Here is a 25,120-nt window from a genome sequence, read left to right on the forward strand (position 1 = left end):
GCCCCCCACCAAGGAGAACCCACCATGATCAAGATGTACACGACCAGCTGGTGCCCCGACTGCCACGCCACCAAACGCGCCCTGACCAGCAAGGGCCTCGCCTTCGAGGAAATCAACATCGAACAGGACGACCAGGCCGCCCAGTACGTCATGAGCGTCAACGGCGGGCGCCGCAGCGTCCCCACCCTCGTCCACGGCGACGTGGCCGCCAGCCTCAGCGGCTTCCGCCCCCAGAAACTCGACGCCTTCCTGGCCGAAGCCGGACTGTAAAAGACGTCGAAAGTCAAAAGTTGATGGTTGATGGAGGACACCCCTCTATCAACCATCAACCATTGACCATTACCCCTTGCGCAGTCGGGCGGCCTCGCGCGCTGTCACCACGCCGTCCTCTGCCACCGTGTACGCCCAGACGGTCAGCACATCCGGCGTGATCTCCAGGCGCAGGAAGCCCGGCTGACCGTACGCCGCAAAAGCCGCCGGGCGCGTCCCGACCGGGCCGCCCCCCACCTCGCCCGCCGCGCCCGACACCGCCGTCCACGTACCCGGGCACTCCGGCTGCGGCGCGAAGACCTCCAGCGCGTGCACATGCCCACTGAGAATCACGTCGGCCACCCCGCATGCCGCGCCGTACAGGTCCCGCACCGCGCCGCCCTTCTGGAACGTCAGTGGCAGGTCGTCGTACTCACCGGCGTTCCCGTGCTTCCCGTTACTGAACAGCGGGTGATGCCCCAGCACCAGCCGCCAGCGCGCCCCGCTGCCCCGCACGGCGCCCGCGAGCCACGCCCGCTGAGCGGCGTCCCACGCGCCACCCGGCCGCTCCGCAGGGCGCAGGCCCGGCAGGTACGCGGCCAACGGCGTCGTATCCACCGCGAAGAACTCCGCCAGTGCCCCGACCGGCGCGCGGTACGAACGGCCCGGCATCACCCACTGCGCATTCAGCCGCGAGTACGCCACCTGAACCTCCGCGCCACGCGCATCGGCACCGTCACCGCCCACCAGCCACGACTCGTCATGATTGCCCAGCACCATCAGGAACGGCACGCCCAGCGGCCCGTACAGGTCCGCGAACCGCTCCCGGAACAACGGCGAGTGCACCTCACGCGGCCCGGCCGGGTAGAAGTTATCCCCCAGCCCCACCCCCAGGTCACAGCCCTCCCGCGCGCAGACCTCCCGCATGGCCGCCGCCACCCGCCGCTGCACGTCCGTCCCCGTGCCCTGATCCCCCATCACCAGCACCCGCAGCCGCTCAGCAGGCAGGGACGGGAGCGCCGCCCGCACGTCCGTCACGGTCACGGCGCCCGTCAGGCGCGGCGCGCAGGCCACCAGAAAACCCCCCAGGACCAGCGCCAACCCCATCCTCAACCTTGGCAACATGCGCCCACTCTCCTCCCTACACTGCCCTCAAGCAACACACCGCACCACTAGGGAGACACCATGAACGACTACATCAACGTCATCCGCAACAACTACGCCAACTTCCAGGGACGCGCCCGCCGCCGCGAATACTGGATGTACACCCTGATCAACGGCATCATCCAGTTCGTGCTGTCCATCCCGCTCTCCGGCGTCCTCATCGGCCTGAGCATGCAGACCGACGCTGGCATGGACCCCAGCGCCGCCCTGACCGGCAGCACCCTGATCTTCGGTGTGATCTACCTGATCTACGTACTCGCCACCTTCATTCCCAGCCTCGCCATCGCCGTGCGCCGCCTGCACGACGCGGGTTTCAGTGGCTGGCTGTACCTCCTGAACTTCATCGGCCTGGGCATCGTCGTTCTCGTGCTGTGCGTGCTGGACAGCAGACCCGGCAGTAACAAGTGGGGGCCCAACCCCAAAGGCGTGACCGACGGCACTCCTGTCCCTGCGCAGAACTGGTAAGCCTGTGCCCTGAACGCCGCCTCCGTCACCCGGGGCGGCGTTCCTGCATGAGTGCCTCACCTGCGCCCTGCCGGGACTGCGCGCACCGTTACGCTGAGGGCATGATTAGAACGTCAGGAATGATGCGGGCCGCCCTGCTCCTAGGCTGGATGGGGCTGGGCTGGGCGGGCGGCGCACACGCCGCAGACTGGAGTGTCGGAGCGCAGGTCGCGGGCGGCGCAGCAGTCAGCGGGTCAGGGACGGCCGTCGCCGAGGGAGGCGTGCAGGTCGCCGTGACCGGCACGCTGCCCGGTGCGGCCGGCGCGGTACGCGGCACGCTGGAACTGAACACCGCCACGCCCGCCGCGTTCAGCCGGGCGTTCGTGTGCGTGGACGGCACCTACCTACGCCCCAGCGGCAACTGGTACTACGGGGTGGGGGTGGGGTCGGGCGTCAGTCTGGACGTGTGGACGTCCAATTCCGGGTTGCCGGACGCGCTGCTCTCACCGGTCGCACTGGCCAACGCGCACGCACTGGTGGGCTGGCGCGGCCCCGGCGTGAACGTGGAAGGCATCGTGCGGGCCGGACCGACCAGCCTGATCGGCCTGCGCGTCCTGGTGCCGCTGCGCTGATGAACGAAAGTAACCTCAGGGTTCGTCCGCTCGTCTCCACCGATTTCGAGCAGGTGCGGCCCATGCTGCTGGACATGGGATTCGTGGAGGATGAGGGGGCGCTGGCCGCGCGTTTCCCTGCCCTCTGCACGCACCTGGACTGGGGGCTGCTGGGCGCGTTCGAGGATGAACGCCTGCTCGGGTACGCCGCCGCCCAGGATTACGGGCCGCACGTCCGCTCCGGGGACAGTCACCGCACGGCGAAGCTTCACGACCTGTACACCGCGCCGGATTGCCGTCGCCGGGGGGTGGCCCGCGCCCTGATGCGCGGGGTCGAAGCGTGGGCCTGCGCCCGCCCGCTGCGGTACGTGTTCTGGTACGCGAATACCCGTGAGGCTGGCCCGGCCTACGAACGCCTGGGGTACACGGCGGCGGATGCCGGGCAGGAGGGGTACCTGTTCTTCGAGATCGACCTGGGGGACCCGGCGACCCGCATCCCGCACCCGGAGCGCGGTTCGTGACCCTGACCACGCATGTCACGCCCCGCGCGGCCCTCACGCCGGAACTGGAGGCCGGACTGCGGTCCCTGCTGATCGCGGCGTACCCGCACTTCGCGGACTTCTGGGCGGGCACGTCGTACTGGGGCAGCGAACCGGAGTGGCATCTGTGGCTGGCTGACCCGGCAGGAGTGCCAGTGGCGCAACTGGGATTCGGGCGGCGTGTGGCGCAGATCGGGGGGCATGACGTGACACTGGTGGGCGTGGGCGGCGTCGCCACGCACCCCGCATTCCATCGCCGGGGCGTGGGCGGCCGCCTGCTGCGCGACCTGCACGCCTTCCTGCTGACCCGTCCGGACGTGGAATTCGCGTTCCTGCAATGCCGTGAGGAGGTCGCGCCGTTCTACGAGCGTGGCGGCTTCACGCGTGTGCCGAACGCCGCTCATTACCTCGACCCGGACGAAGGGCACTGGGTCACGGACGCCGGGCTCACCCTGATCCTGCCCGTGCACGGGGCCCTGGGGGACTGGCCGGTGGGGGAGAGGGTGAACCTGCGCGGGCTACCGTGGTGATAGGACAGGACCGGATCAACTCCCGGCCGGGTGGACAGCCTGGGGGACAGTTCCGGAACGGAACCAGTCGATCAGCGCCTGCGGGTCGGCGGGTGTCAGGTAGTACTCCCGGTCGTTGTGGGTGAGGATCACGGCCTGCCCTGGGCGTGCGGCCCCCGCTGCGGCCTGGATCTTCCCGCCGGTTCCGGCGTGGCTGATGAACGTGCCGGTGTAGTAACCGGGCGTGGCGGTGCCGAACAGCCGCGTGCCCAGGGGGGTGTGCGTCAGGGTGGCGCGGGTGTCGTGCCGGGGGAACCGCAGGGTGGTCGCGGCAGTCCGGACGGTCAGAGTGTCACCGTCCAGCCGGTAGGTCAGGCGCGGCCGAGCGAGCAGCAGAACAGCGATGGGCACGAGCGGCAGCAGGAGCGGCAGCGTCCAGTCGGGCCGGGCAGGACGGGCGGGCCGGAAGGTGCCGTTCTCTCCGACCTGCCAGGCGCGCAGCAGCGCCTGCGGGTCGGCGGGCGTCAGGACGGTGGGCGTCCGGGTGGCGAACACCAGCGCCGAGCGCCCCTGCGAACCGTCGCTGAACACCTGGGCGCGACCGGTGGGCGTGCGGAACAGGCCGACCGTGTACCCCGGCAGGACGCTGCCGATGAGCTTGCCGTGCAGCGTGATGGCCTGCGACTGGACGGGCGTGCCAGGCGGAATGACGACCCGTGCGCCCAGCGACCGCGCCGTGAGCGTGCCGCCCTGCACCGAGTATGCCGGCAGCTTCAACACGGGCGGAAGCAACAGCAGGGCTGGCAGGATCAGCAGGGAAAGAATCAGCAGCAGGCGCGCGGCGGGCCACCAGCGCGGCGTTTCCTCGACCTGTACAGGGAGCGGTGTCATGCTGTTCAGTACGCGCCGCGCGCGGCTCCGGTTGCCGCTGCGTGCTCCCGGGCGCTATCCTGCCTCCATGAAGCTTCCCGCCCGTCACTCCGGTCTGGTGATGCGTGGCGTGAGGCTGCACCGAATGCCGCTGTTGCCCGGACTGGTCACGCGAACTCTCAGCGCCTGAGAACCCACTTTCCGTGGTTTTCAGGCGTTCTGCTGGGTGTGGTCAGACCGGGCTTTCTCTATGGACGCTGGTGGGCGCTGAAGGCGGCCTGCCGGAAAAGAGGTTGATATGCACGTAGTTCTTCCCGACGGTAAACAACTGGAACTCGCTCAGGGTGCGACCGCGCTGGACGCCGCGCGGGCCATCGGTGAACGCCTCGCCGGTGACGCCGTGGCTGCCACCGCGAACGGTGAACTGGTGGACCTGATGACGCCCCTGCCCGACGGCGCGGCCATCACGCTGATCACCAAGAAGAACCCGGGCGACGCTGCGCCGCTGTTCCGGCACTCGCTGGGGCACGTGATGAGTCAGGCGGTCGGTGAGTACTACCGCGCCAAAGGGTACGCGGACGACCAGATCAAGCGGGGCGTGGGCCCCAGCATCGAGAACGGCTGGTACCAGGATTTCGACCTGCCCGAACCCATCAAGGAAGAGGACCTGCCGGAAATCGAGAAGGTCATGCGGGACATCATCAGCCGGAACCTGCCGTTCACGCGCCGCGAGATCACCCGCGCCGAGGGCCTCGCGCAGTTCCCGCACGACCCGTACAAGCAGGAACTCATCGCCGGCCTCCCCGAAGACGAACCCATCACCTTCTACACCCAGGGTGACTACACGGACCTGTGCCGCGGGCCGCACTTCCCCGCCACGGGCCGCCTGCCCGGCGCGTTCAAGCTCATGAGCACGTCCGGCGCGTACTGGCGCGGCAACGAGAAGAACCCCATCCTGCAACGCGTGTACGGCGTGGCGTTCGCTGGCCAGAAGGAACTCGACGAGTACCTGCACCAGCTGGAAGAAGCCAAACGCCGCGACCACCGCAAACTGGGTAAAGAACTGGAACTGTTCACCATCGACCCCATGGTCGGCAAGGGCCTCCCGCTGTGGCTGCCGAACGGCACGGTCCTGCGCGAGGAACTCACCGCGTTCCTCAAGGAACAGCAGTTCAAACGCGGCTACCAGGGCGTCATCACGCCCAACATCGGGAACCTCGACCTGTACCGCACCAGCGGCCACTACCCGTATTACGCCGAGTCGCAGTTCAACCCCATCGAGGTCGATGACGAGCAGTACATGCTCAAACCCATGAACTGCCCGCACCACGTGCGCATCTACGGCAGCAAACCCCGCTCCTACCGCGACCTGCCGGTCAGGCTGGCGGAATTCGGGACGGTGTACCGATACGAGCAGAGCGGCGAACTGAACGGCCTGACCCGCGTGCGCGGCTTCACGCAGGACGACGCGCACATCTTCTGCCGCCCCGACCAGCTGAAAAAGGAATTCCTGGACGTCCTCGACCTGACCGTCCTCGTCCTCAAGACCTTCGGCATGACCGACGTGCGCTTCCGCGTCGGCACCCGCGACCCCGAAAGCGACAAGTACGTCGGCGACGAGGCCAACTGGAACCTCGCCGAGAAGCAGATCATTGAGGCTGTCGAGGAAGTCGGCCTGCCCTACACCATCGAACCCGGCGACGCCGCCTTCTACGGCCCCAAACTCGACTTCGTGGTCAAGGACGTCCTGGGCCGCGAATGGCAGCTCGGCACCATCCAGGTCGACTACAACCTCCCCGAACGCTTCGACATCAGCTACGTCGGCGAGGACGGCCAGGACCACCGCCCCATCATGATTCACCGCGCCCCCTTCGGCAGCGTCGAACGCTTCACCGGCATCCTCATCGAACACTACGCCGGGGACTTCCCGCTGTGGCTCGCGCCCCGCCAGATCATGATCATTCCCATCGCCGACCGCCACAACGATTACGCCTGGCAGCTGCGGGACGAACTGCACGCCGCCGGCCTGCGCGCCGAAGTCGACGACAGCAGCAACCGCATGAACGCCAAGGTCCGCACCGCCGAACTGAGCAAGATCCCCGTCATGCTCGTCGTCGGCGACAAGGAACAGGAAGGCCGCGAAGTCAGCGTCCGCGAACGCACCCCAGACGGCCTCAAGGAACGCAAAGGCGTCGCCTTCGACGACCTCAAGAGCGAACTACTCACGCGGTACAAGACCCGCAGCTGAAGCTGAACCGCAACAGAAACGCCCGGTCCATGGAGGCCGGGCGCTGTTCTTGATCAGGGAGTGAACGGCAACGGAGTCAGGTCAACCGGCGCATCGGTCCGGTCAGGTAAGGCCACGAGGATGGCCGGGAAGGTGCTGTTGTCTGCCATGAGCCAATCGTTCATGTTCGACTTGAGGGTCAGGTCAACGACCTTCATGGCGTGCGGTACGCGGACTGGAAGATTGACCGTGCCCTGATCGCTGACCGGTAGCGTGAATGAGATGAACATGGGTGCCGAATACGACACCTTTTCCGGCCAGGAGATTCCGTTGAGCTGGAATCGGACGAGCAGCCCCACATGTTGGGCCGTCGTCTCGACGTGGCGTGCGCTCCATCTGATCTTTGATAAGTCGTTCGGGTAGGCGATCACGCTGGGCTCGTCCTGCGGAATGGGTGCAGTGGGACTTGACCACAGGTGACGTGGCAGCTGACTGAGGCTCTGGCTGACTTGCGGCACGTAGAACATGTTGGCGATTTCCCTCGTCCACGTGTCAGGGAACGCCTTGCCCTGCAATCTGATCTGTTGTCCGTCGAGTTCAAGCGGCCAGCCGGCCTCACTCATGCAGACCAGCAGGGCGGAAGGATTGACGTAGGCGACGGTCGGCACGCCAGAAAGCAGGTATCGGGGCTGATCGGCGGCCATGGACGTCACGGGTCCCTGACAGTTCCAGGATGTTGCCGATGCAAGGCTTGCGGTTGGGAGTCCTGCATGCCGTAATTCCCATGACTCGTTGTGGTGCCGGAGTTGAATGCCGTATGGCTTCAGCTGAGAGTTCGCTTCCCGGACGGTCAGGTAACCCTCTGCACGGAGTTCGCGGACGGACTGTCCAGTCGTACTGTTGAATGGATCAGTCCGTGCGTACAGCAACTCCGGCACGGGCCATAGCAGTAGCGTGGCGAATGCAAGGAGGGCGGCGGCACTCAGGGCGGGGTGGACGTGCTGGGTGCGGCGTAGGCTGCGGGCGACGGTGGGGGCCGGGCCGAGTTCCTGCATGGCTTGCGTGCTGGCCTGTTCGGGGGTCAGGCCGGTCAGGGTGAGTTGTCGGGTACGTTCGGTGAGGTGGCTGAGCAGTTCGGTCTGAGTCTCCTGGCGCTCCTTGCCGCGCAGGCCGCGGGTGGCGTTGCGGACGTAGTGTTCTTCGGGGCTCATGCGAATTCCAGGTAGGGGCGCAGGGCGCTGGCGTGGGCGCGTTGTTCGTTGCGCTGGCGGGTCAGTTCGGTGTGGCCGGTGTCGGTCAGGTGATAGTACTTGCGGGGGGGGCCGCCTGTGTCGCTGGGGCGGGTTTCGGCGCGGATCAGGCTGCGTTTTTCGAGGCGGTGCAGGGCGGGGTAGAGGGTGCCTTCCTTGAAGTTGAAGTGGCCGCTGGTTCTGTGCTGGACGTCCTGGATGATGCGCAGGCCGTAGAGGGGGCCGTGTTCGAGGCTGGCGAGCAGCAGGAAGTCGAGTGTGCCGCGCAGCAGGTTGCCGTCCGCGTTGCTACTTTGCATGGCTACATAGTGATGCAAAGTAAAGGCGGGAGTCCATACCCCCGCCGGTGGTGTGACCCGCCAGAAGCGGGCCGACCCTGATTACCGGAACAGCTTGAGCCGCGCGTCAATCAGAATGGCGGCTCCCGGCGTGGCGGTCGTCACGGCCCGCACCTGCGCCACCTCGGCCGTGTCCGAGTAATTCCTGAGTTTCATGCCGTTCAGGAACACGGTGGGGGTGCCCTGCACGTTCACGCCCACGCCGGCCTTCATCTGCGCGTCCACGTCGGCCCGGAAGGTCCGCTGGCCCACGCACGTCTTGAAGGCGGCCGTGTCCAGTCCGGCAGCCTTGGCGTACCCGGCGTACTTCGCGGGGGCGTCCTTCGGGTCCAGTGGGGTCCAGGTGGCAAAGTTGGCGAACAGCTGATCCGCGAACGCCCAGAATTTCCCCTGCGCGCCCGCGCACTCGCTCGCCTCGGCGGACCCCTGCGCGTTCCGGTGGAACGACAGCGGGAACTCGTAGTGCACCACCCGGAACGACGCCGGAGCGGCCCGCCAGTCCCGCATGGACGAATCCCACAGCTGCTTGCAGTACGGGCACTGGAAGTCACTGAACACCCGCAGCACGTTCGGAGCGCCTGCCGTGCCCACCGCGGCCTTCACGGGCGGGAAGGCGCTGTCCGGCCAGATCTTCACGGCCACGTACCCCAGGTACCGCGTGGCCGAGCCGGTCCCCGTGACCTTTAATGCGATCAGATCCGTGCCGCTGTCGTCAGTCAGGTCCACGTACCCGGTGCGGGCGGCGGCCAGCAGAGCCGGGTTCGAGAGGTTCTGCGTCAGCTTCGGCAGGTCCTTCTCGGCCACATTCCACCCGGCTCCCAGGCCGCGGGCCAGTCCGTCCACCGAGTCGGCTTCCACTAACACGCCCACCACGCGCCCGCCCGCCACGTCCGCCGTGACGCGCGTTCCACCGCTGACCAGCAGGCCGCCCTGCGCCGCGAAGCCCTTCAGAGCCGGTTGCGCCGCCAGTTGCGCCGGCGTGCCCATCAACTGCGCCTGAGACACGCCCAGGGTCAGGGCCGCGCCGAGTGCGACCACGCGGGCCGTCAGAACCAGATTCGTTCGTTTCACCCCGGCAGTCTAGAGCAGTTCTCCGAATGACGGCATCAGGAACAGGGACTCCTGACGCCTCCATTCTTCGTCCTGCTCGGCTAAATTCACTCGCTCTGCTCGGCCATGAAGATGCTTTCTTTAGGGCACATGCTGTAGAGGCACGCCCGCGCACACGCGTCCCATTCCCGCTGCGGTGAGGGCTGCCGGACAGTCAGGGTGTGTTCGCGCCGCCCAGTACGTCTCGCAGCAGGTCCGGGCGGTCCGTGATCAGGCCGTCCACACCCATGCCGATCAGGCGGCGCATCTCGGCCGGGTCGTTGATGGTCCACACCTGCACCGCCACGCCCCGCGCGTGCATGGCCCGCACGAAGCCCGGCGTGACCACCTCGATCCCACCGGCGCGCACCGGCACCTGCGCCACCTGCCCCGGCACGCGCGCCAGCCCGGACAGACTGACCTTGCTCAGCAGCACCAGCGGCCGCAATTCACGCTCGGTCATGCTGGTCATGACCTCCGGGCACAGCGTCCGGAACTCCGCCAGGGCCGCGTCACTGAAACTCGCCACGACCACCCGGTCGGCCGCGCCCGCCTCCCGCAGCGCCCCGCACAGCGCCCCAGCGACGCTCGGCTGCGCCTGCTTGATCTCGATGGTCAGCGGCAGGTCCGGGAAGGCGGCCAGCACATCGCTGAGCTGCGCGGGCGGCACGCCCTGCCCCCGGTACGGGTGGGTCACCCCGCCGTCCGGCGTGAAGGCGTACCCCGCGTCGGCGGCCAGGACCTCCTTCAGCGTCAGGTCCGCGACGCGGCCCGGCGTGTCGGTCAGGCGGTCCAGCGTCTCATCGTGCGACAGGACCAGGGCGCCGTCCCGCGTGCCGTGCAGGTCCATCTCCAGCATGTCCACACCCAGGTCCGCCGCGTGCCGGTACGCCAGCATGGTGTTGCTGGGCCGCACCAGCTCGCCGCCCTGATGCGCCACGTTCCACGTCCGTCCGGAAATCAACGGGTTGCCGCGCGTGGCCCCGGCCTCCGTGCGTGCCGTCCCAGCGCAGCCCGAAAGGGCGAGTGTCAGCACCGTTGCCGCCCCCAGCGCCCACGGCCCGCGCCCCCTGCGATTCCATCCCGCCCAGGCTTCCGAATTCATACCCCAGCGTAAACCAGCGCCCGCCCGACCCCCCCTGTTTACAGCGCAGAAAGTCCGTGCTAACATTCCTTCCGCTGGAGAGGAAAGACCTGCCAGCCGCCCGCAAGGGACAGCCTGACGCCAGATGGAACCAACGCCGGACGGCACGGACCAACGGGCATGGCGCTGTAGCCAAGTGGTAAGGCAGAGGTCTGCAAAACCTCCACCACCGGTTCGAGTCCGGTCAGCGCCTCCAACACACCCCCGCCCACACAGCACTGCGCTGCACGGCACACAGACTCGTAGCTCAGGGGTAGAGCACTACATTGACACTGTAGGGGTCAGGAGTTCAAATCTCCTCGAGTCTACCAACCGGAAACTCCCGCTCAGGCGGGGGTTTTTCTTATGTACTTCTGTGCACGGTGCCGCTGCCCCGCACGCGGCACGGGTTGAGCGACGGGTATCCGGCACATGAACGGTTCCCACGAAAACCCCGAAGAAGCCATCAAGAGAACGGCGCGGAATGGCACCAGCAGGCAGAGGTAAAGAGGTACGATGCCTGACCGAATGTCTGACCTTGAGTTCTTTCTCACGGTGGTTGTCCTTGGTGCCAGCGTGTATACCATGACGACCCTCAGGCGGGCCTCCCGCCGCCTGCATTACCGCGACCGTTCCCTGTTCTGGCGGGGGGCCGCCCTGCTGATCGCGGGTGGCGGCGCGGCCCTGGCCTGCCTGACCGCCGCCCTCCTGACCGCTGCGGGTCCCTGGGTACTGTACCTGGGGTGCCTGACGGCTACCGTGACAGCCGCCCTGGCGTGGTGGGTGGACCTGGAACCCGGACGGGTCGTGCAGGCCGTTCAGTCCCGGCGTCACCCGTCACGCTGAGCCCGCAGGCCGGGGCCAGGTGGACTGGAAAGGGGAGGGGAAGATGGGGACGTTTGCTGCGCCGCAGCGGTTAGACTGATGGGCGTGCTTCCTGTTCGCCTGTTCGTGACGCTGCTGGGCCTGCTGCTCGGCGCAGTGGCCGGGCGTGCGCTGGCCGCCGCGCAACCTACCGAGCTGGGCTGGGTGAACACCCTGAGCCTCATGCTGGCCGGAACGCTGATCGCGCTGCTGATCGCGCCCCGCATCGAGAGTGCCGCGCAGGTCCTGCTGACCCGCTACGGCCGCTGGTACGCGGGCCTGTCGCCGCGCACGGTGGCCGCCGCGACCTTCGGGCTGATCGTGGCGCTGCTGCTGAGCGTCCTTATCAGCACGCTGTTCAGGAGCCTGCCGCTGTACAACTGGGTGTGGAACGTGATCATCACGCTGAGTCTGGGTGCGTTCTTCGTGTCGTTCGCCGTGCGGAATGCCGAGGCCTTCGGGTTGCTGGCCTTCCCGCAGGTGCGCCGCCGCCCCGGCAGCAAACTGCTGGACAGCAATGTGATCATCGACGGCCGCATCCTGGAACTGGCCCGCACCGGCTTTCTGGACGGCGATATCGTCGTGCCGGGCTTCATCCTGCGGGAATTGCAGACCCTCTCGGACAGTCACGACGCGCAGAAACGCACGCGCGGCAAGCGCGGCCTGGCCGTCCTGGAGGAACTGCGCGAGGTCCGGCCCCTGCGGGTCGAGGACTGGGATGACCCGGCGCTGCCCACCACCGACGACAAACTGATCCGGCTGGCCCGCGAAACCGGGGCGCGCATCATCACCAACGACGGGAACCTCGGCAAGATCGCCCGGCTTCACGGCGTGCAGATCCTGAGCATTCACGAGGCGGCCGTGGCCCTCAAACCCCAGGTGCAGGCCGGGGATCACCTGACCGTGACCATCAGCAAGGGCGGCCAGCAGAAAGACCAGGGCGTCGGATACCTCGAGGACGGCACCATGGTCGTCGTGGAGGAAGGCCTGAAGTTCCGTGGCAAACCCACCCGCGTGCTCGTGGTGAACAACGTGCAGACGAACGTGGGCCGCATGATCTTCGCCAAACTGGACCGGGAAGAGAACCAGCCGTAACCGGGGGCAGTGGTCAGGAGGAAGTGGTGAGTGGGTCGGATGCCTTGGCATCCGACCCACTCACCACTCTCCATTGACCACTCTCCATTGACCACTCTCCATTGACCACTTTCCGTTGACCACTGACGGCGTACGGATGCCCGCGAATCGCTCCCGCTACAGGTCCAGTCGCTGCACGCTGCTGCCCGCCACGCTCTTGGTGACGAGCAGGCGGCTGGGCAGGCGTTCGGACAGGCTCTCGACGTGCGTGACGACGCCCACCATGCGGCCCTGCGTGCGCAGGTTCTCCAGCGCGTTCGCCACCGCTTCCAGCGCCTGGGGGTCCAGCGTGCCGAAGCCCTCGTCGAGGAACAGCGCGCCCAGCACCTTGTTGCCCGCGAGGTAATCGCTCAGGGCGATGGCCAGGGCCAGGGACGCGAGGAAGGTCTCGCCGCCGGACAGGGTTTTCACGCCGCGCACCTCGCCGGCGTTCCAGAGGTCCTGCACGACGTACTCGCCGGTCTGGAGGGCCAGCCGGTAGCGGCCGTCGCTGATCTCGTGCAGCAGGATGCCGGCGCGGGTCAGGAGTTGCGCCTCGATCTCGGCCAGCAGGAATTGCTGGAATTCGTTGGCCCTGAGGCTGTTCGTCAGGGACTGCCAGGTGTCCAGCGTGCGGGAGGCGGCCAGCGCGCGGTCCTGAAGTTCTGCCTTGCGTTCCAGGCGTTCGCGCACCGAGCGTTCCTGCTCGGCGAGACTGCCGGCGCGTTCGCGGGCGGCGCTCAGGGCGGCGTCGGTGGCCGTCAGGTCGCGCGCCGCCTGCGCCAGTGCGGCCGGGTCGAACGGCGCGGCGCCCAGTTGCCGGTCCAGTTCGCTCAGGGCTTCCCGCAGCTGCGCGAGTTGCGCCGTGTGCGTGCGGGCCGTTTCTTCCAGCGCGGCGATGTCGGCCTCGGGCAGGGCGGCCGCGCGGGCCTGCGCGGCGTCCAGGTTCAGGGCGTTCAGGGCGGCGCTCAGGGTGGCCAGGGCCTCGGCGGCTTCCTGCTCGCGGCGGTCGGCGGTGCCCTGCACGCCGCGCAGCGTGGCGGCGGTCGCGGCGGCGTCGCCCTGCGCGCGGGCCACCGTGCCCAGCGCGGCCTGCGTGGCGGATCGCAGGGCCTGAATGTCGGCCAGGGCGGCGCGGCGGGCGCGGGCCGGGTCGGGGCCGGCGGCGCGCACGCGGGCGGCCAGTCCGGCCAGCAGGCGGGTTGCGTCGGTCTGCGGGTCGCCGACGACCAGGGCCTCGGCGGAGCGCAGGTCCGCCTCGCGCTGCGTGAGCTGCTCGTCCCAGTTGCGGTACTCGCCGCGTTTCTCGTCCAGCCACGCCTGCCGGACCTTCTGCGTGCTTCTCAGGTCCGTGAAGCGGGTGCGGCGGTCTTCCAGGGTGGCGCCCAGCGCCGCGACCTGCGCTTCCCAGTCGCTCAGGTCGGCGGCGGGCGCGGCGGGTAGCGTGCGGACCGTCTGGGCGCACAGGGGGCAGTCGTCCCCGACGTGCAGGTGCGCGCGGTAGGAGGCGAGGCCCGCGTCGATTCGGGCCGCCTCGAGTGCCTTCTGTGCGGTTTCCAGATCCGTTTTCGCCTGGGTGCCTTCGCGCTGCACGCGCGCCAGTTCTGCCTGCCCCTGCTCCTGCGCGCGTTCCTCCGCCGCAAAGCGGTCCTGCGCAGCCCGCAGGCTGGTGCGTTCCGTGGAGATCAGGGTGCGTTCCTGCCGGTTCTTCTCGGCCCGCTGCGCGCCCTCGCGGGCCGTCTGGAAGGCGTCCTCGTCCCAGTCGAGCGGCTGGGCGTGCGTGGTCTGCGGGGTGCCCCCGGCACGCTTGAGGCGCGCGGCGTCACCCTCGGCGTCCCGCAGGGCCTCGGCGCGGGCCTCCAGGCTGGGGATGGTCGCCTCGGCGGTCTGCGCGGCGTCCAGCGCGGCGGCAGCCACCTGCGCGGCGCGGGCGGCCACGTCGGCGGCGGCCCGCGCGGCCTGCAGGTCACGCACCTCACGTTCGGCGGCGATGCGGGCGCGTTCCGCGGCGTCCAGCAGGGGCAGCACGCCCGACACGCGCCGCGCGCGGGCCGCCTGCTCGGCACCGGCCTGCACGCCGGCCGCGCGGGCTTCCAGGGCCGTGACTCGGCGGGCGGTGTCCTCACGGGCCTTCCAGACGCGTTCCTGCTCGCGCAGCCGCAGTTGCGCGGCCTGAAGCGCGTCGCGCGCGTCCGTCAGGCGTCTGGCCTCGGCGTCCGTGACCTCCCGCTCGCGCCGCAGCGTGTCGGCCGCCTCGGCGGTCACGCCCGCGTACTCGGAGTCCAGCAGGCCGCTCAGGCCCTGCGCTTCGAGTTTCAGGGTCTTGGCGCGGTCCGAGGCGACCCGCTGCATGGCGGCCACGTGATCCAGCCCGGTCAGTTCGCCCAGCAGCGCCTGCCGCTCCTTGCCGGTGCCGTGCAGCACGCGTGAGAACTCGCCCTGCGGCAGCATCACGCTGCGCGCGAACGTCCGGAAGTCCAGGCCCACCGCCCGCCGGATGCGTTCGCTGATGCCCTTGGCGCCGCCGTCCGACAGGTTCGCCCAGCGGCCGTCCGCGTCCAGCCGCTCGAAGCGCACCTCGTTCTCGGCCTGCTTGCGGCCCTTCGTGCGGGACGCCCGGTACGTCACGCCGGCCACCTCGAACGTCAGGCTGACCGACAGGCCCCGCTCGCCCTGCGAGATCAGCGCGTCCAGTCCCGACGCGCCCAGCCGAGCCGTCTGCCCGTACAGCGCGAACGTCATGGCGTCCAGCAGACTGCTCTTGCCGCTCCCGGTCGGCCCGACCAGCGCGAACAGTTCCAGGTCCCCGAATTCCAGACTCGTGAACTGCCGGAACGCCGTGAAGCCCTGCAATTCCAGTTTGATCGGCTTCATCGCTTCGCCTCCGGCGTGGTGATGGTTGATGGTGGATGGTTGATGGTCTGACTTCTATCAACCATCAACTTTCTACTTTTCACGGCGCTCACGCGCTCTCCTCGGTGCGGGCGAGTTCGTCGGCTTCCAGGAAGGCGGCGCGCAGGTCGTCCGGGAGTTCGCCGCGTTTCTCCTGGTGGTAGCGTTCATAGAGGTCCATCAGGCTCAGGCCCTCGCGTTTCAGGTCGGGGGTGGCGAGGTCCTCCTGCGCCGCGTCGAGTTCGACGGCCAGGGTGGTGGGCGCGAGTTTCAGCACGCGGTCCTTCAGGCCGGGCAGGGCGGTTCCGGCGGGGGCACGTACCACGACTTTCAGCAGGCCGCCGAAGTCACTCAGGGCCGCGAGGCGCGACTCGACGTGTTCCAGGTCCACGCGCAGGGTTCGCAGTTCCCGCCCGCTGGCGAGCGGCAGGGCGTGGACCTGCGCGGGCCGCCCGGCCTCGACCTCGATCAGGTTCACCTGTTTCTTTTCGCCCGCCTCACCGAAGTCCAGCTGAATAACACTGCCGGGGTAGTACGCGGGGGGCGCGTCCGAGACCTGCTGCGGCTTGTGCACGTGCCCCAGCGCCACGTACTGCGCGCCGGGCGGCAGTTGCAGGCCCGAGAGGGTGTAACTGTTCGTCAGGTCGAACTGCATGGTGCGCTCGGACCCGCTGGGAACGGCGCCGTCCATGGTGGCGTGCGCCATGAGCATGTTCACGCTGCTCCCGGTAAAGCCCTCGCCCAGGCGGCGCAGGAAAAAGCCCATGCCCTCGCGGTACTTCTGCCGCCACGCGCCGGTATCGCCGCCCAGTAGGTCGGCGGCCTTGACCAGCCGCCGCTCGGACAGGTACGGCAGGGCGCCCACGACCAGCCGCTCGCCGCTGCGCGTCTCGACGGTGCGGATCATGTCGGCCGGGTTCGCGGTGGGCTGCGCGACGACCTGCACGCCCACCCAGCCCAGCAGCCCCGTGACCGAGGCGAGGCGCGCGGCGCTGTCGTGGTTCCCGGCGATGACCACGCCCGGAATGCCCTGGTCGCGCAGACGCAGGAAAAAGTCGAACACGGCCGCCTCGGCGTCGGCGCTGGGGTTGCCCGTGTCGAACAGGTCGCCGGACACCAGGACCACGTCCGCGCGTTCCGTGCGGGCCAGTCCGGCGATCTCGGTCAGGGCGTCGTGCACTTCCGGCGTCCGGTCAAAGCCACGCAGGGATCGCCCGGCATGGAAATCAGCAGTATGAAGTACGCGCATCACAGAAAAAAATAGCATGCAGCCCGCCACGCCCCGACCCCGACGTGCCCCGGCCGCACCTGCATACGGATCGCCTGCCAGTGCATACGCTGCCACGGCCGCCGAACCGTCATTCCTGGCACCTGCGCGGCCCTGACTCCTGCGTGGCTGGCAAAAGGCAGGTGCTGGTGTCTGCATGCTCGCCAACCAGCCTGTTCTGTCCAGAGAGAAAAGATGAATACCTGAAAGGCCCCTGAATATGTATTCAACGGGTCATTTATCATATTTATTTCTGGCCAACACTGCAAAGATACTGGCATGTATAGCAATGACCTCGACCTGTACACTAAAGCCCGCCTGCGGGAAACGCAGGACGTGGCCCGCTCCCAGCGCCCCGCCCGCTCCCTGACCCGCTGGGTGCGCCGCGCCGCCCGCCGCCTCAGCCGCCGCTGAACCCGGCCCACCTTTCCCGACTCCGCAGGCGGTAATCGCCGGTCAAGGAGTCGGGTTTTGCACTGGCCAGCCCCCGGCCCCGTTTTGTTCCTGGCGGAATGGGCCGGGGCTTGCTATGCTGTGGGTCTATGTCGTTTGCCTCTCCTGCCGAGACTTTCCGCGTGTCTGGCGGTGTGAACAGGGTGCGTTTCCGTTCGGATTCGGGCTTCACGGTCATGACCGCCCGCATCCGCAACGAGGAGGGCGAGGACCCGGACGCCACCGTGATCGGCGTCATGCCGCCCCTGGAGGCCGGGGACACCTTCAGCGCCGACGTGTCCATGGAAGAGCACCGCGAGTACGGGTATCAGTACCGCGTGCTGAACCTCGTGCTGGAAGCCCAGCCGACCGACCTGACCGAGGCGGGCATCGCCGCGTACCTCGAGGCGCGGGTGGGCGGCGTGGGCAAGGTCCTGGCGGGCCGCATCGCCGGGATGTTCGGCGCGGCGACCTTCGACATCCTGGAAAACGACCCGGACCGGCTGTTGCAGGTGCCGGGCGTGACGGCCAGCACGCTGCACAAGATGACGTCCAGCTGGTCGCAGCAGGGCCTGGAACGCCGCCTGCTGGCCGGACTGCAGGGCCTGGGCCTGAGCATCTCGCAGGCGCAGCGGGTCGTGAAGCACTTCGGAGAGGCGGCGCTGGAACGCCTGCAAGCGGACCTGTTCGTGCTCACCGAGGTCGAGGGGATCGGCTTTCTCACCGCCGACAAGCTGTGGCAGGCGCAGGGCGGCACGCTGGACGACCCGCGTCGCCTGACGGCCGCCGCCGTGTACGCCCTGCAGCAGGCCGCGCAGCAGGGCGGGCACTCGTTCCTGCCGCGCGCCCGCGCGGAGCGGGGCGTGGCGCACTACACCCGTGTGACCCCCGCCCAGGCGCGGCTGGCCGTGGAGACCGCCGTGGAACTGGGCCGCCTGAGCGACGACACGCCCCCGCTGCTGGACACGCAGGACGCGCTGCACGATGCCAGTCGCATCTACCTGCCGCCCACCCTGCGCGCCGAGAAGAAACTCGCGGGCCTGATCCGCACGCTGATCGCCACGCCCCCCGCCGGGGACGAGTGGATCGTCCCGAACGGTGCGGCAAAGGGCCTGTCCTCCGAACAGGCAGGCGTGCTGGACCTGCTCGCCGAGCACCGGCTGGTCGTCCTGACCGGCGGCCCCGGCACCGGCAAGAGCACCACCACCCGCGCCGTCGCTGACCTTGCTGAGAGCCTGGGCCTGGAAGTCGGCCTGTGCGCCCCGACCGGCAAGGCCGCCCGCCGCCTGGGCGAGGTGACGGGCCGCAGCGCCAGCACCATTCACCGCCTGCTTGGGTACGGCCCGGCGGGCTTCCGGCACAACCACCTGGAACCCGCCCCGTACGACCTGCTGATCGTCGATGAGGTCAGCATGTGCGGCGACGGCCTGATGCTCTCGCTGCTCTCGGCGGTCGCGCCGGGCGCGCGGGTGCTGCTGGTGGGCGACACCGACCAGCTGCCCCCCGTGGACGCCGGGCTGCCCCTGCACGCCCTGACGCAGACCGCGCCCACCGTGCGCCTGACCCAGGTGTACCGGCAGGCGGCCGAGAACCCCATCATCCGCGCCGCGCACGGCCTGCTGGAAGGACAGGCTCCGCAGTGGGGCGACCCCCGGCTGAACATCACGGAAACCGAACCGGACGTCGGCGCCCGGCGCGTGGCCCTGCTGGTGCGCGACCTGGGCGGCCCCACGCAGGTGCAGGTCCTGACGCCCATGCGCAAGGGACCGCTGGGCGTGGACATGCTCAACCACCACCTGCAGGGCCTGTTCAACCCCGGCGAGGGCGGCGTGCGCATCGCCGACGCGCATGCCCGGCCCGGCGACGTGGTCGTGCAGACCAAGAACGACTACACCAACGAGGTCTTCAACGGCACGGTCGGCACCGTCCTGAAAGCCGACGGGTCCCGCCTGACCGTGGATTTCGATGGGAACATCGTGGAACTCGCCGGGGCGGAACTGTTCAACCTGCAACTCGGGTACGCGCTGACCGTGCACCGCGCGCAGGGCAGCGAGTGGGGCACCGTGCTGGGCGTACTGCACGAGGCGCACATGCCCATGCTGAGCCGCAATCTGGTGTACACCGCCCTGACCCGCGCCCGCGAACGCTTCTTCGCGGTGGGGTCCGGCAGCGCGTGGCAGCGGGCCGCCGGCCGGCAGCGTGAGGAGCGGCACACGGCGCTGCTGGAACGCATCCGCGCCCGCTGACGCAGGGCCCGGAAGGCCCACGCTGGCTCCCATCGGGGCCCGGCGCTGAAGCGGACCAACCATCTTACAGAACTGTCACCGGAAGTCACGCAGATTTGAGGATTTTCACAGTCCCCGCATTGGGGGTGAGATTTTTCTCATTCACAGCCCATACTGGGGGATATGCGGCCATCAGATCGTACCCAGGGCGCGACCCTCATCGTGTCGCTGCTGTTCGTCATGCTGATCCTGGCCGTGATCATGAGCGTCACCGCTCAGGTCACGCTCGCCACCCGGCGCTCCAGTGTTGACCAGGACGCCATCCTGCGCGCCCAGTTTGCCGCCGAGTCCGGCGCGGCGCGCGTGCAGGCCCGGCTGCGCGTCATGGGTAACCTGCTTGGCAGCGCCAGCCTGCCCCCGGACGGCGCGCAGGTCTTGAGCGACCTCGCCGCGCTGTGCGGGCTGAGCAGCCTGCCCACTGCCGCTGACGGCGCGACCCTCTGCACCCTGAACCCCACGACCGGCCTGAACAGTGCCGGCGGCGGCGTGAACTCCCGCGTGGCCCTGCTCGTTAACGCTGTGGGGCAGCAGGCCTTCGAGGATGCTGGTATCGCGGCCGCGACCCCCGAGGTCCGCAGCCGCTTCTGGTCCGACCTGTTCTCCGGCACGCAGGGCGTCCCCCTGAACGGGGATCAGGACGCCTCCACGTACGCCGTCAGTTACGGCCTGAAACCCCTGGCCGTCATCCGCGACAACGCCACCCAGTACCGCCTGACCTTCGAGGTTCCCGACGTGACCGTCACGGGCCGCGCCGGAACGGCCACCCGGACGGTCCGGGTCCGGTCGAACCTGCCCACCCTGAACCTGACCGTCAGCCAGCCCTCCCTGGCCCCCTACGCCCTGCTCACCAACCACCACTTCAACAACGCCGCCTCCGAGGCTGGCCAGAACCGCATCACATTCACCAGCCGCACCCTGTTCAGCGGCCCCGTCCACACCAACCAACAGTTCATGTTCCAGGGCAAACCCTGGTTCGGTGGGGCCGTCACCAGCGCCGGATGCCCCGCCGGGAGCCTGGGGCCACAGTGCAACGCCATCAGCAAGCCTGCCGCGCAACCCGGCGCCTTCTTCGCCGGGTTGGAACGCAGCGCCGCCGGCATGTACCCCAGCCCCGACGCGCCCACCGAGTGCGCCTCCGACGACACGGTCTGCGCCGCCAACCCCAACGTGCAGCCGGCCTTCACGCAGGGCGTGAACTGGAACTCACCAGTCCTGCCGCTGCCCATCAACAGCAACAACCAGCAGGCGGCGGCGCAGTCGGGCGGGATCGCCATTGCCGGGAACGTCAGCAGCCTCAGCCTGTACCGCGACACGGTCGCCGGGCAGGACGTGCAGCGCGTCAGCTTCACCAGCGACGCGAGCGGCGCGCCCGTCACCACCCAGCTGGCCTTCGGCGCGGACCGCCGCCTGCGCATCCTCGCGCCCGACGGCAGCTGGCAGGACGCCACGCGCAACCCGGACGGCACCTTCACGCCCGGCAGCCCCGCCGCCACCTTCAACGGCGTGATCCACGTCAGCGGGAACGTCGGCAGCCTGAACGCCGGCCCGAACGCTGCGGCCGGCGCGGCCATCGCCCCCTTCGCCGGAGTGACCCTGGCCGCCACCGGCGACATCGACATCACCAGCGACCTGCGCTACGCCGACCCGCCCTGCAGCGGCGCGCACACCCGCAACGCGGACGGCACCGTCACGCCCGCCCCCTGCGACAACCTGAACGCGCAGAACATCCTGGGCATCTACGCCAGCCAGGGCAACGTGAACCTCATCCGCCCCGGCAACGGCAGGGCCACCGAACTCGGGAACGACCCCACCATTCACGCCGTCCTGATGGCCGGGCAGGGCGCCGTGCAGGTCGACGGGTATAACACCGGCAGCGCCCTGGGCAGCGTCAACCTGATCGGCGGCGTCATCGAGAATTACTACGGCGCGTTCGGCACCACCAGCGGCGACGTGCAGCAGACCGGGTACAGCCGTAACTTCGTGTTCGATCCCCGCACCCTGGCCGGGCTGCGCCCCCCATACTTCCCCAACGCGGAAACCTGGACGGTCGGTCTTTACGACGGCGCCACCCCCGTCGCTGAACCCCGCCTGCGCGGCGATACCGTCAGCACGGCAGGCAACCCGTGACCCCCGCAAACCCCCGCGCCTGGCAGGCCGGATTCACGCTGCTGGAACTGCTGCTCGCCATGAGTATCCTGGCCATCGTGGCGGGCATCTTCGGATTCACGCTGCTCGGTACGTACCGCGCCAATCAGGTGCGCGAGGCCGCCTCGCAACTGACCGGCGACCTGCGCCAGGCGCGCAGCGAGGCCCTGAAAACCGGGCAGTCCGCCAGCCTGACCGTCGCGGCCAACTCGGCCGCGTACACCTTCACCCGCGCCGGCACGCCGCAGACGCGCACGCTGCCGGCCGGGGTCACCCTGACCAGCGTGGTCGGCTCAAGTAACGTCGTGTACACCGCCCCGACCGGCACGACCGGCGGCAACGGTGCCATCTGGACCCTCACTAGCCCCGGCGGCACCCGCAGCCTGAAAGTCAAGGTCATCGGAATTACCGGAAAGGTCATGATCGATGCAACGAACTAACCGCACCCAGACCACGCCCACGCAGACGAGCCACACGCAGGGTTTCACGATCATCGAGGTACTCGTGGCTGTGTTCCTGACCAGCGTCATCGCCCTGGTTGTCCTGACCCCCCTGACCGGCTTTTTCGGCCTGACGCGGCGCAGCACCCAGCAGGTGACCGCCACGCAGCAGGCCCAGCAGATCATCGAGGCCGTGCGCGGCGACTGGCTCAGTGTCGCCAACTACGACCAGCGCTGCGCCACCCAGCCCGTCCCGGCCGGCGCGCAGGTCACCCTGACCAACTTGGACGTGAACGGCAACCCCACCGGCACCCCCGCCCTGAATACCACCTGCGGCAGCAACCCACCGGACACCGCGCCCGTGCGGCGCATCAACGTGCAGGTCACGCTGGGCGGCGCGACCTCCAGCCTCAGCGTGGACGTGGCCCGCCCATGACCACCCCGCCGCCCGCTCGCCCCGCCGTGCACACGGCCGCCTTCACCCTGATCGAACTGCTGGTCGCCGTCGCGCTGGCCCTGATCATCATGTTCGCGGCGTCCTCGCTGCTGATCTCGTCGTCGCGGTCGTCCGGTGACCTTCAGGCGCGCAACGACCTGCTTCAGGAATTCCAGATCGCGCAGAACTACCTGATCGCCAACGTCCGCGAGGCCGCGTACGTGTACCCCCAGGGCACCACCCTGAACCTGGGCGGCGGCGTCACCACCAGACGGCCGGGCGGCGGCAACTGGGTGGTCGGCAGCGCCTCGGCCCCCATCCTGGCCATCGTGAAAGCCCCGCAGGAAGCCGTGAGCGGCTGCGTGGCAGGGAACGAGGACGCCTGCTACAAGTTCAAGGCCTACTACCCGGTCCGGCGCGGCACCTGGGTCGCAGGACTGGGCGATACCCAGAACAACCCCGGCGCGGACCCCAGCAACGAGGACGCCTGGCTGCTCGTCGAGTACACCAAGAACCTCGTGCAGACCACGCCCCCCACCGTCAGCCAGCTGACCGCCCTGCCCCTGACCCCCGGTGGCCTGAACGGCGAGAGTGGCAAACTGCTGCTGGATTACGTGCAGCCCGCCGTGACCGGCCTGCCACCCCTGTTCACCGCGCCGCCCGCCGGGCCGCAGGTGGCCGGGCAGACCCGCGTGACCGTGAACCTCAGCGTCAGCCGCACCGTGGCAGGCAAGGCAGCGGTCGTCCCGGCCCGCCCCAGCACCGACCCCGCCACCTGGGTGCAGGGCGTGCTGGTCTCGCCGCGCAACGTGGGCCGCCTGAACCCCTGACCCGACCAGTCACCGGCCTGCTCACCGGGTGGGCCGGTGTGATACGGATTCCGTCTATTTCGCTGACAACCCGGAACCCCACCGGGTTGCCAACTCCACGCCCGGAACCCGTTTTTCTCCTTCTCGCATCCGCTCGGATTGCATGGGCTTTGCAGCCCACTCAATCGGAGTCCGTATGATAGGATCAAATCCCGGAGGCCGAGCGCCCCGGTTTTTCTTTTTGGCCCCTTTGCAGTGGGGTGGTCCCACGTGGGGCGGGCGCTCGCGGTCAGACATGAAATACATCTTCGTTACGGGCGGCGTGGTCAGCAGCCTTGGAAAAGGCGTGGCCAGCGCCAGCCTCGGAGCCCTTCTTCGTGCCCGCGGCTACCGCGTCACGGCCGTCAAGATCGACCCGTACATCAACATCGACGCCGGTACCATGCGTCCCTACGAGCACGGCGAGGTCTTCGTCACAGCCTCGGGCGCCGAGACCGACCTGGACATCGGCAACTACGAACGCTTCCTGGACCTGGACATTCCGCCGGGCAGCAACATCACGACCGGGCAGGTGTACCAGGAAGTCATCCGCAAGGAACGCGCCGGGGATTACCTGTCGCAGACCGTGCAGGTCATCCCGCACGTCACGGACGAGATCAAGAGCCGCATCCGCGCCGCCGGCGAGCGCGCCGGGGCTGAGATCGTCCTGATCGAGGTCGGCGGCACCGTGGGCGACATCGAGAGCCTGCCGTTCCTGGAAGCGATCCGGCAGTTCAAGTTCGACGAGGGCGACGAGAACGTCCTGTACCTGCACCTGACCCTGGTGCCGTACCTGGGCACCAGCAACGAGTTCAAGACCAAACCCACCCAGCACTCGGTCGCGGAACTGCGCAGCGTGGGCATCAGCCCCGACATCGTGATGGTCCGCAGCAAGGAGAAACTCCCGGCCGAGATCACCCGCAAGATCGCCGCGTTCACCAGCGTGCGCGAGAACCGGGTGTTCTCCAGCTTCGACGTCTCGCACGTGTACGAGGTGCCCCTGGCCCTGGAGGAACAGGGCCTCGGGAAGACCGTCGAGGACATCCTGTCCCTGGAACGCACGCACCCGAACCTGGGCGTGTGGCAGAACGCTGTGCGGACCATCAAGCAGCCCACCCGCGAGGTCACGATTGCCATCGCCGGGAAGTACACCGCCATGCCCGACGCGTACCTGAGCCTCATGGAGTCCCTCACGCACGCCGGGATCGCCAACGACGCCCGCGTGAACATCCAGTGGGTGAACGCCGAGGACCTCGCCGACGCCAGCGTCACGCCTGACGACGTGCGGGAACGCCTCGCCGCTGCCGACGGCATCCTCGTTCCTGGCGGGTTCGGTATTCGCGGCATCGAGGGCAAGGTCCGCGCCGCGCAGTACGCCCGCGAGAGCGGCACCCCGTACCTGGGCATCTGCCTGGGCATGCAGATCGCCGTGATCGAGTACGCCCGCCACAAGGCCGGTCTGGAAGGCGCCAACAGCGCCGAATTCGACGAGTACGCCCCACACCGCGTCATCGACCTGATGCCCGAACAGCTGGAAGTCGCCGGGATGGGCGGCACCATGCGCCTGGGCGACTGGCCCATGGACCTGAAAGCCGGCACGAAGATCGCCGAACTGTACGGCGTGCCGCAGGGCGGCACCGTCCGCGAACGCCACCGCCACCGCTTCGAGGTCAACCCCGCCTACACCGGCCGTCTCCAGGACGCCGGACTGGTCATCAGCGGCGTCACCCCCGGCGTGGAAGGGCGCGGCGCGGGCCTCGTGGAAACCATCGAGATTCCCGGCCACCCGTTCTTCGTGGCCCTCCAGGCCCACCCGGAATTCAAGAGCCGCCCCATGCGCCCCAGCCCTCCCTTCGCCGCCTTCGTCAAGGCCGCACTGGACGCCCAGCAGGCGTAAACACGTTCAGTAGAGGGGGGCGGCGGCGCGAGGCGTGGTCGCCCCCTCGCTGTTGGGGTTGTGGGGAGTAGGGAGTGGGTGGCCTTGA

The 25,120-nt window shown here is 68.7% G+C and carries 23 protein-coding genes and 2 tRNA genes; 17 read left to right on the plus strand and 8 right to left on the minus strand.

Translation table 11 applies throughout. The annotated features are described in order from the left end of the window. Positions 1–24 precede the first annotated feature (24 nt). Positions 25–270, plus strand: coding sequence for a glutaredoxin domain-containing protein (locus tag M8445_RS09000; protein WP_273987440.1), 246 nt, complete (start codon positions 25–27; stop codon positions 268–270). Positions 271–339: 69 nt separating this feature from the next. On the opposite strand, the gene M8445_RS09005 is transcribed toward M8445_RS09000, so the two are convergent. Continuing rightward, on the minus strand, positions 340–1,374 hold the full coding sequence (locus tag M8445_RS09005) for a metallophosphoesterase (protein WP_273987441.1): 1,035 nt from the start codon (positions 1,372–1,374) through the stop codon (positions 340–342). A gap of 60 nt (positions 1,375–1,434) precedes the next feature. Here M8445_RS09005 and M8445_RS09010 point away from each other — a divergent pair, with 60 nt between their 5' ends. From M8445_RS09010 to M8445_RS09025, 4 genes are all read left to right on the plus strand, one after another. Next, on the plus strand, positions 1,435–1,878 hold the full coding sequence (locus tag M8445_RS09010) for a DUF805 domain-containing protein (protein WP_273987442.1): 444 nt from the start codon (positions 1,435–1,437) through the stop codon (positions 1,876–1,878). A gap of 101 nt (positions 1,879–1,979) precedes the next feature. Further along, entirely contained in the window at positions 1,980–2,489 is a 510-nt protein-coding gene (locus M8445_RS09015; RefSeq protein ID WP_273987443.1) for a hypothetical protein, read from the plus strand. Continuing rightward, positions 2,489–2,989, plus strand: a complete 501-nt coding sequence (locus tag M8445_RS09020; RefSeq protein WP_273987444.1) for a GNAT family N-acetyltransferase — start codon at positions 2,489–2,491, stop codon at positions 2,987–2,989. The genes M8445_RS09015 and M8445_RS09020 overlap by 1 nt, the downstream gene beginning before the upstream one ends. Beyond that, positions 2,986–3,537: a GNAT family N-acetyltransferase gene (locus M8445_RS09025; protein WP_273987445.1), complete on the plus strand. Its 552-nt coding sequence runs from the start codon at positions 2,986–2,988 to the stop codon at positions 3,535–3,537. Before M8445_RS09020 ends, M8445_RS09025 begins: the two co-directional genes overlap by 4 nt. Positions 3,538–3,552: 15 nt before the next feature. On the opposite strand, the gene M8445_RS09030 is transcribed toward M8445_RS09025, so the two are convergent. Further along, entirely contained in the window at positions 3,553–4,407 is an 855-nt protein-coding gene (locus M8445_RS09030) for a PH domain-containing protein (RefSeq protein ID WP_273987446.1), read from the minus strand. Positions 4,408–4,684: 277 nt separating this feature from the next. Between M8445_RS09030 and thrS the strand changes: the two genes are divergently transcribed. Then, entirely contained in the window at positions 4,685–6,634 is a 1,950-nt protein-coding gene (gene thrS, locus M8445_RS09035) for a threonine--tRNA ligase (protein WP_273987447.1), read from the plus strand. A 53-nt stretch (positions 6,635–6,687) separates the two neighbouring features. On the opposite strand, the gene M8445_RS09040 is transcribed toward thrS, so the two are convergent. From M8445_RS09040 to M8445_RS09055, 4 genes are all read right to left on the minus strand, one after another. Beyond that, a complete protein-coding gene (locus tag M8445_RS09040) occupies positions 6,688–7,824 on the minus strand; it encodes a permease prefix domain 1-containing protein (RefSeq protein WP_273987448.1) in 1,137 nt (378 codons plus the stop codon). Further along, positions 7,821–8,162 (minus strand): PadR family transcriptional regulator, encoded by a 342-nt coding sequence (locus M8445_RS09045; RefSeq protein ID WP_273987449.1) that lies wholly within the window; start codon positions 8,160–8,162, stop codon positions 7,821–7,823. The genes M8445_RS09040 and M8445_RS09045 overlap by 4 nt, the downstream gene beginning before the upstream one ends. Before the next feature lie 81 nt (positions 8,163–8,243). Further along, positions 8,244–9,272, minus strand: a complete 1,029-nt coding sequence (locus M8445_RS09050) for a DsbA family protein (protein ID WP_273987450.1) — start codon at positions 9,270–9,272, stop codon at positions 8,244–8,246. A 193-nt stretch (positions 9,273–9,465) separates the two neighbouring features. Next, positions 9,466–10,230, minus strand: coding sequence for a glycerophosphodiester phosphodiesterase family protein (locus M8445_RS09055; protein WP_273987451.1), 765 nt, complete (start codon positions 10,228–10,230; stop codon positions 9,466–9,468). A 326-nt stretch (positions 10,231–10,556) separates the two neighbouring features. Between M8445_RS09055 and M8445_RS09060 the strand changes: the two genes are divergently transcribed. The 4 genes from M8445_RS09060 to M8445_RS09075 all read left to right on the plus strand — a co-directional run bounded on the left by M8445_RS09060 (position 10,557) and on the right by M8445_RS09075 (position 12,372). After that, a tRNA-Cys gene (locus M8445_RS09060) sits at positions 10,557–10,630 on the plus strand. Between the two features lie 40 nt (positions 10,631–10,670). Then, positions 10,671–10,745 (plus strand) — tRNA-Val (locus tag M8445_RS09065). A gap of 253 nt (positions 10,746–10,998) precedes the next feature. Next, positions 10,999–11,259, plus strand: coding sequence for a hypothetical protein (locus tag M8445_RS09070; protein WP_273987452.1), 261 nt, complete (start codon positions 10,999–11,001; stop codon positions 11,257–11,259). Positions 11,260–11,343: 84 nt separating this feature from the next. Beyond that, positions 11,344–12,372, plus strand: coding sequence for a PIN/TRAM domain-containing protein (locus M8445_RS09075; protein ID WP_273987453.1), 1,029 nt, complete (start codon positions 11,344–11,346; stop codon positions 12,370–12,372). Positions 12,373–12,528: 156 nt separating this feature from the next. Here M8445_RS09075 and M8445_RS09080 read toward each other — a convergent pair whose 3' ends face one another. Further along, entirely contained in the window at positions 12,529–15,264 is a 2,736-nt protein-coding gene (locus tag M8445_RS09080; protein WP_273987454.1) for an AAA family ATPase, read from the minus strand. Positions 15,265–15,352: 88 nt separating this feature from the next. Next, positions 15,353–16,531, minus strand: coding sequence for an exonuclease SbcCD subunit D (locus M8445_RS09085; protein WP_273990875.1), 1,179 nt, complete (start codon positions 16,529–16,531; stop codon positions 15,353–15,355). Between the two features lie 297 nt (positions 16,532–16,828). Here M8445_RS09085 and M8445_RS09090 point away from each other — a divergent pair, with 297 nt between their 5' ends. The 7 genes from M8445_RS09090 to M8445_RS09120 all read left to right on the plus strand — a co-directional run bounded on the left by M8445_RS09090 (position 16,829) and on the right by M8445_RS09120 (position 25,032). Continuing rightward, positions 16,829–16,963, plus strand: coding sequence for a hypothetical protein (locus M8445_RS09090; RefSeq protein WP_268243905.1), 135 nt, complete (start codon positions 16,829–16,831; stop codon positions 16,961–16,963). Between the two features lie 128 nt (positions 16,964–17,091). Beyond that, positions 17,092–19,227: an SF1B family DNA helicase RecD2 gene (gene recD2, locus M8445_RS09095; protein ID WP_273987455.1), complete on the plus strand. Its 2,136-nt coding sequence runs from the start codon at positions 17,092–17,094 to the stop codon at positions 19,225–19,227. Positions 19,228–19,389: 162 nt separating this feature from the next. Beyond that, positions 19,390–21,393, plus strand: a complete 2,004-nt coding sequence (locus M8445_RS09100) for a DUF4900 domain-containing protein (protein ID WP_273987456.1) — start codon at positions 19,390–19,392, stop codon at positions 21,391–21,393. Next, positions 21,390–21,851 (plus strand): GspH/FimT family pseudopilin, encoded by a 462-nt coding sequence (locus tag M8445_RS09105; protein ID WP_273987457.1) that lies wholly within the window; start codon positions 21,390–21,392, stop codon positions 21,849–21,851. The genes M8445_RS09100 and M8445_RS09105 overlap by 4 nt, the downstream gene beginning before the upstream one ends. Continuing rightward, entirely contained in the window at positions 21,838–22,287 is a 450-nt protein-coding gene (locus tag M8445_RS09110) for a prepilin-type N-terminal cleavage/methylation domain-containing protein (protein WP_273987458.1), read from the plus strand. The genes M8445_RS09105 and M8445_RS09110 overlap by 14 nt, the downstream gene beginning before the upstream one ends. After that, complete coding sequence (locus M8445_RS09115; protein ID WP_273987459.1) at positions 22,284–23,117, plus strand: PilW family protein; 834 nt, start codon at positions 22,284–22,286, stop codon at positions 23,115–23,117. Before M8445_RS09110 ends, M8445_RS09115 begins: the two co-directional genes overlap by 4 nt. 274 nt (positions 23,118–23,391) lie before the next feature. Beyond that, a complete protein-coding gene (locus M8445_RS09120) occupies positions 23,392–25,032 on the plus strand; it encodes a CTP synthase (RefSeq protein WP_273987460.1) in 1,641 nt (546 codons plus the stop codon). The last annotated feature ends 88 nt before the right edge of the window (positions 25,033–25,120 follow it).

It is taken from the genome of Deinococcus aquaticus (assembly GCF_028622095.1).
In the GTDB taxonomy this organism is placed as follows: domain Bacteria; phylum Deinococcota; class Deinococci; order Deinococcales; family Deinococcaceae; genus Deinococcus; species Deinococcus aquaticus.

Coding starts and splice junctions, on each gene's coding strand:
- M8445_RS09000 (WP_273987440.1), top strand. CDS start 25: ATGATCAAGATGTACACGACCAGCTGGTGCCCCGACTGCCACGCCACC.
- M8445_RS09005 (WP_273987441.1), bottom strand. CDS start 1,374: ATGTTGCCAAGGTTGAGGATGGGGTTGGCGCTGGTCCTGGGGGGTTTT.
- M8445_RS09010 (WP_273987442.1), top strand. CDS start 1,435: ATGAACGACTACATCAACGTCATCCGCAACAACTACGCCAACTTCCAG.
- M8445_RS09015 (WP_273987443.1), top strand. CDS start 1,980: ATGATTAGAACGTCAGGAATGATGCGGGCCGCCCTGCTCCTAGGCTGG.
- M8445_RS09020 (WP_273987444.1), top strand. CDS start 2,489: ATGAACGAAAGTAACCTCAGGGTTCGTCCGCTCGTCTCCACCGATTTC.
- M8445_RS09030 (WP_273987446.1), bottom strand. CDS start 4,407: ATGACACCGCTCCCTGTACAGGTCGAGGAAACGCCGCGCTGGTGGCCC.
- thrS (WP_273987447.1), top strand. CDS start 4,685: ATGCACGTAGTTCTTCCCGACGGTAAACAACTGGAACTCGCTCAGGGT.
- M8445_RS09040 (WP_273987448.1), bottom strand. CDS start 7,824: ATGAGCCCCGAAGAACACTACGTCCGCAACGCCACCCGCGGCCTGCGC.
- M8445_RS09045 (WP_273987449.1), bottom strand. CDS start 8,162: ATGCAAAGTAGCAACGCGGACGGCAACCTGCTGCGCGGCACACTCGAC.
- M8445_RS09070 (WP_273987452.1), top strand. CDS start 10,999: ATGACGACCCTCAGGCGGGCCTCCCGCCGCCTGCATTACCGCGACCGT.
- M8445_RS09080 (WP_273987454.1), bottom strand. CDS start 15,264: ATGAAGCCGATCAAACTGGAATTGCAGGGCTTCACGGCGTTCCGGCAG.
- M8445_RS09085 (WP_273990875.1), bottom strand. CDS start 16,531: ATGCGCGTACTTCATACTGCTGATTTCCATGCCGGGCGATCCCTGCGT.
- M8445_RS09090 (WP_268243905.1), top strand. CDS start 16,829: ATGTATAGCAATGACCTCGACCTGTACACTAAAGCCCGCCTGCGGGAA.
- recD2 (WP_273987455.1), top strand. CDS start 17,092: ATGTCGTTTGCCTCTCCTGCCGAGACTTTCCGCGTGTCTGGCGGTGTG.
- M8445_RS09100 (WP_273987456.1), top strand. CDS start 19,390: ATGCGGCCATCAGATCGTACCCAGGGCGCGACCCTCATCGTGTCGCTG.
- M8445_RS09110 (WP_273987458.1), top strand. CDS start 21,838: ATGCAACGAACTAACCGCACCCAGACCACGCCCACGCAGACGAGCCAC.
- M8445_RS09115 (WP_273987459.1), top strand. CDS start 22,284: ATGACCACCCCGCCGCCCGCTCGCCCCGCCGTGCACACGGCCGCCTTC.
- M8445_RS09120 (WP_273987460.1), top strand. CDS start 23,392: ATGAAATACATCTTCGTTACGGGCGGCGTGGTCAGCAGCCTTGGAAAA.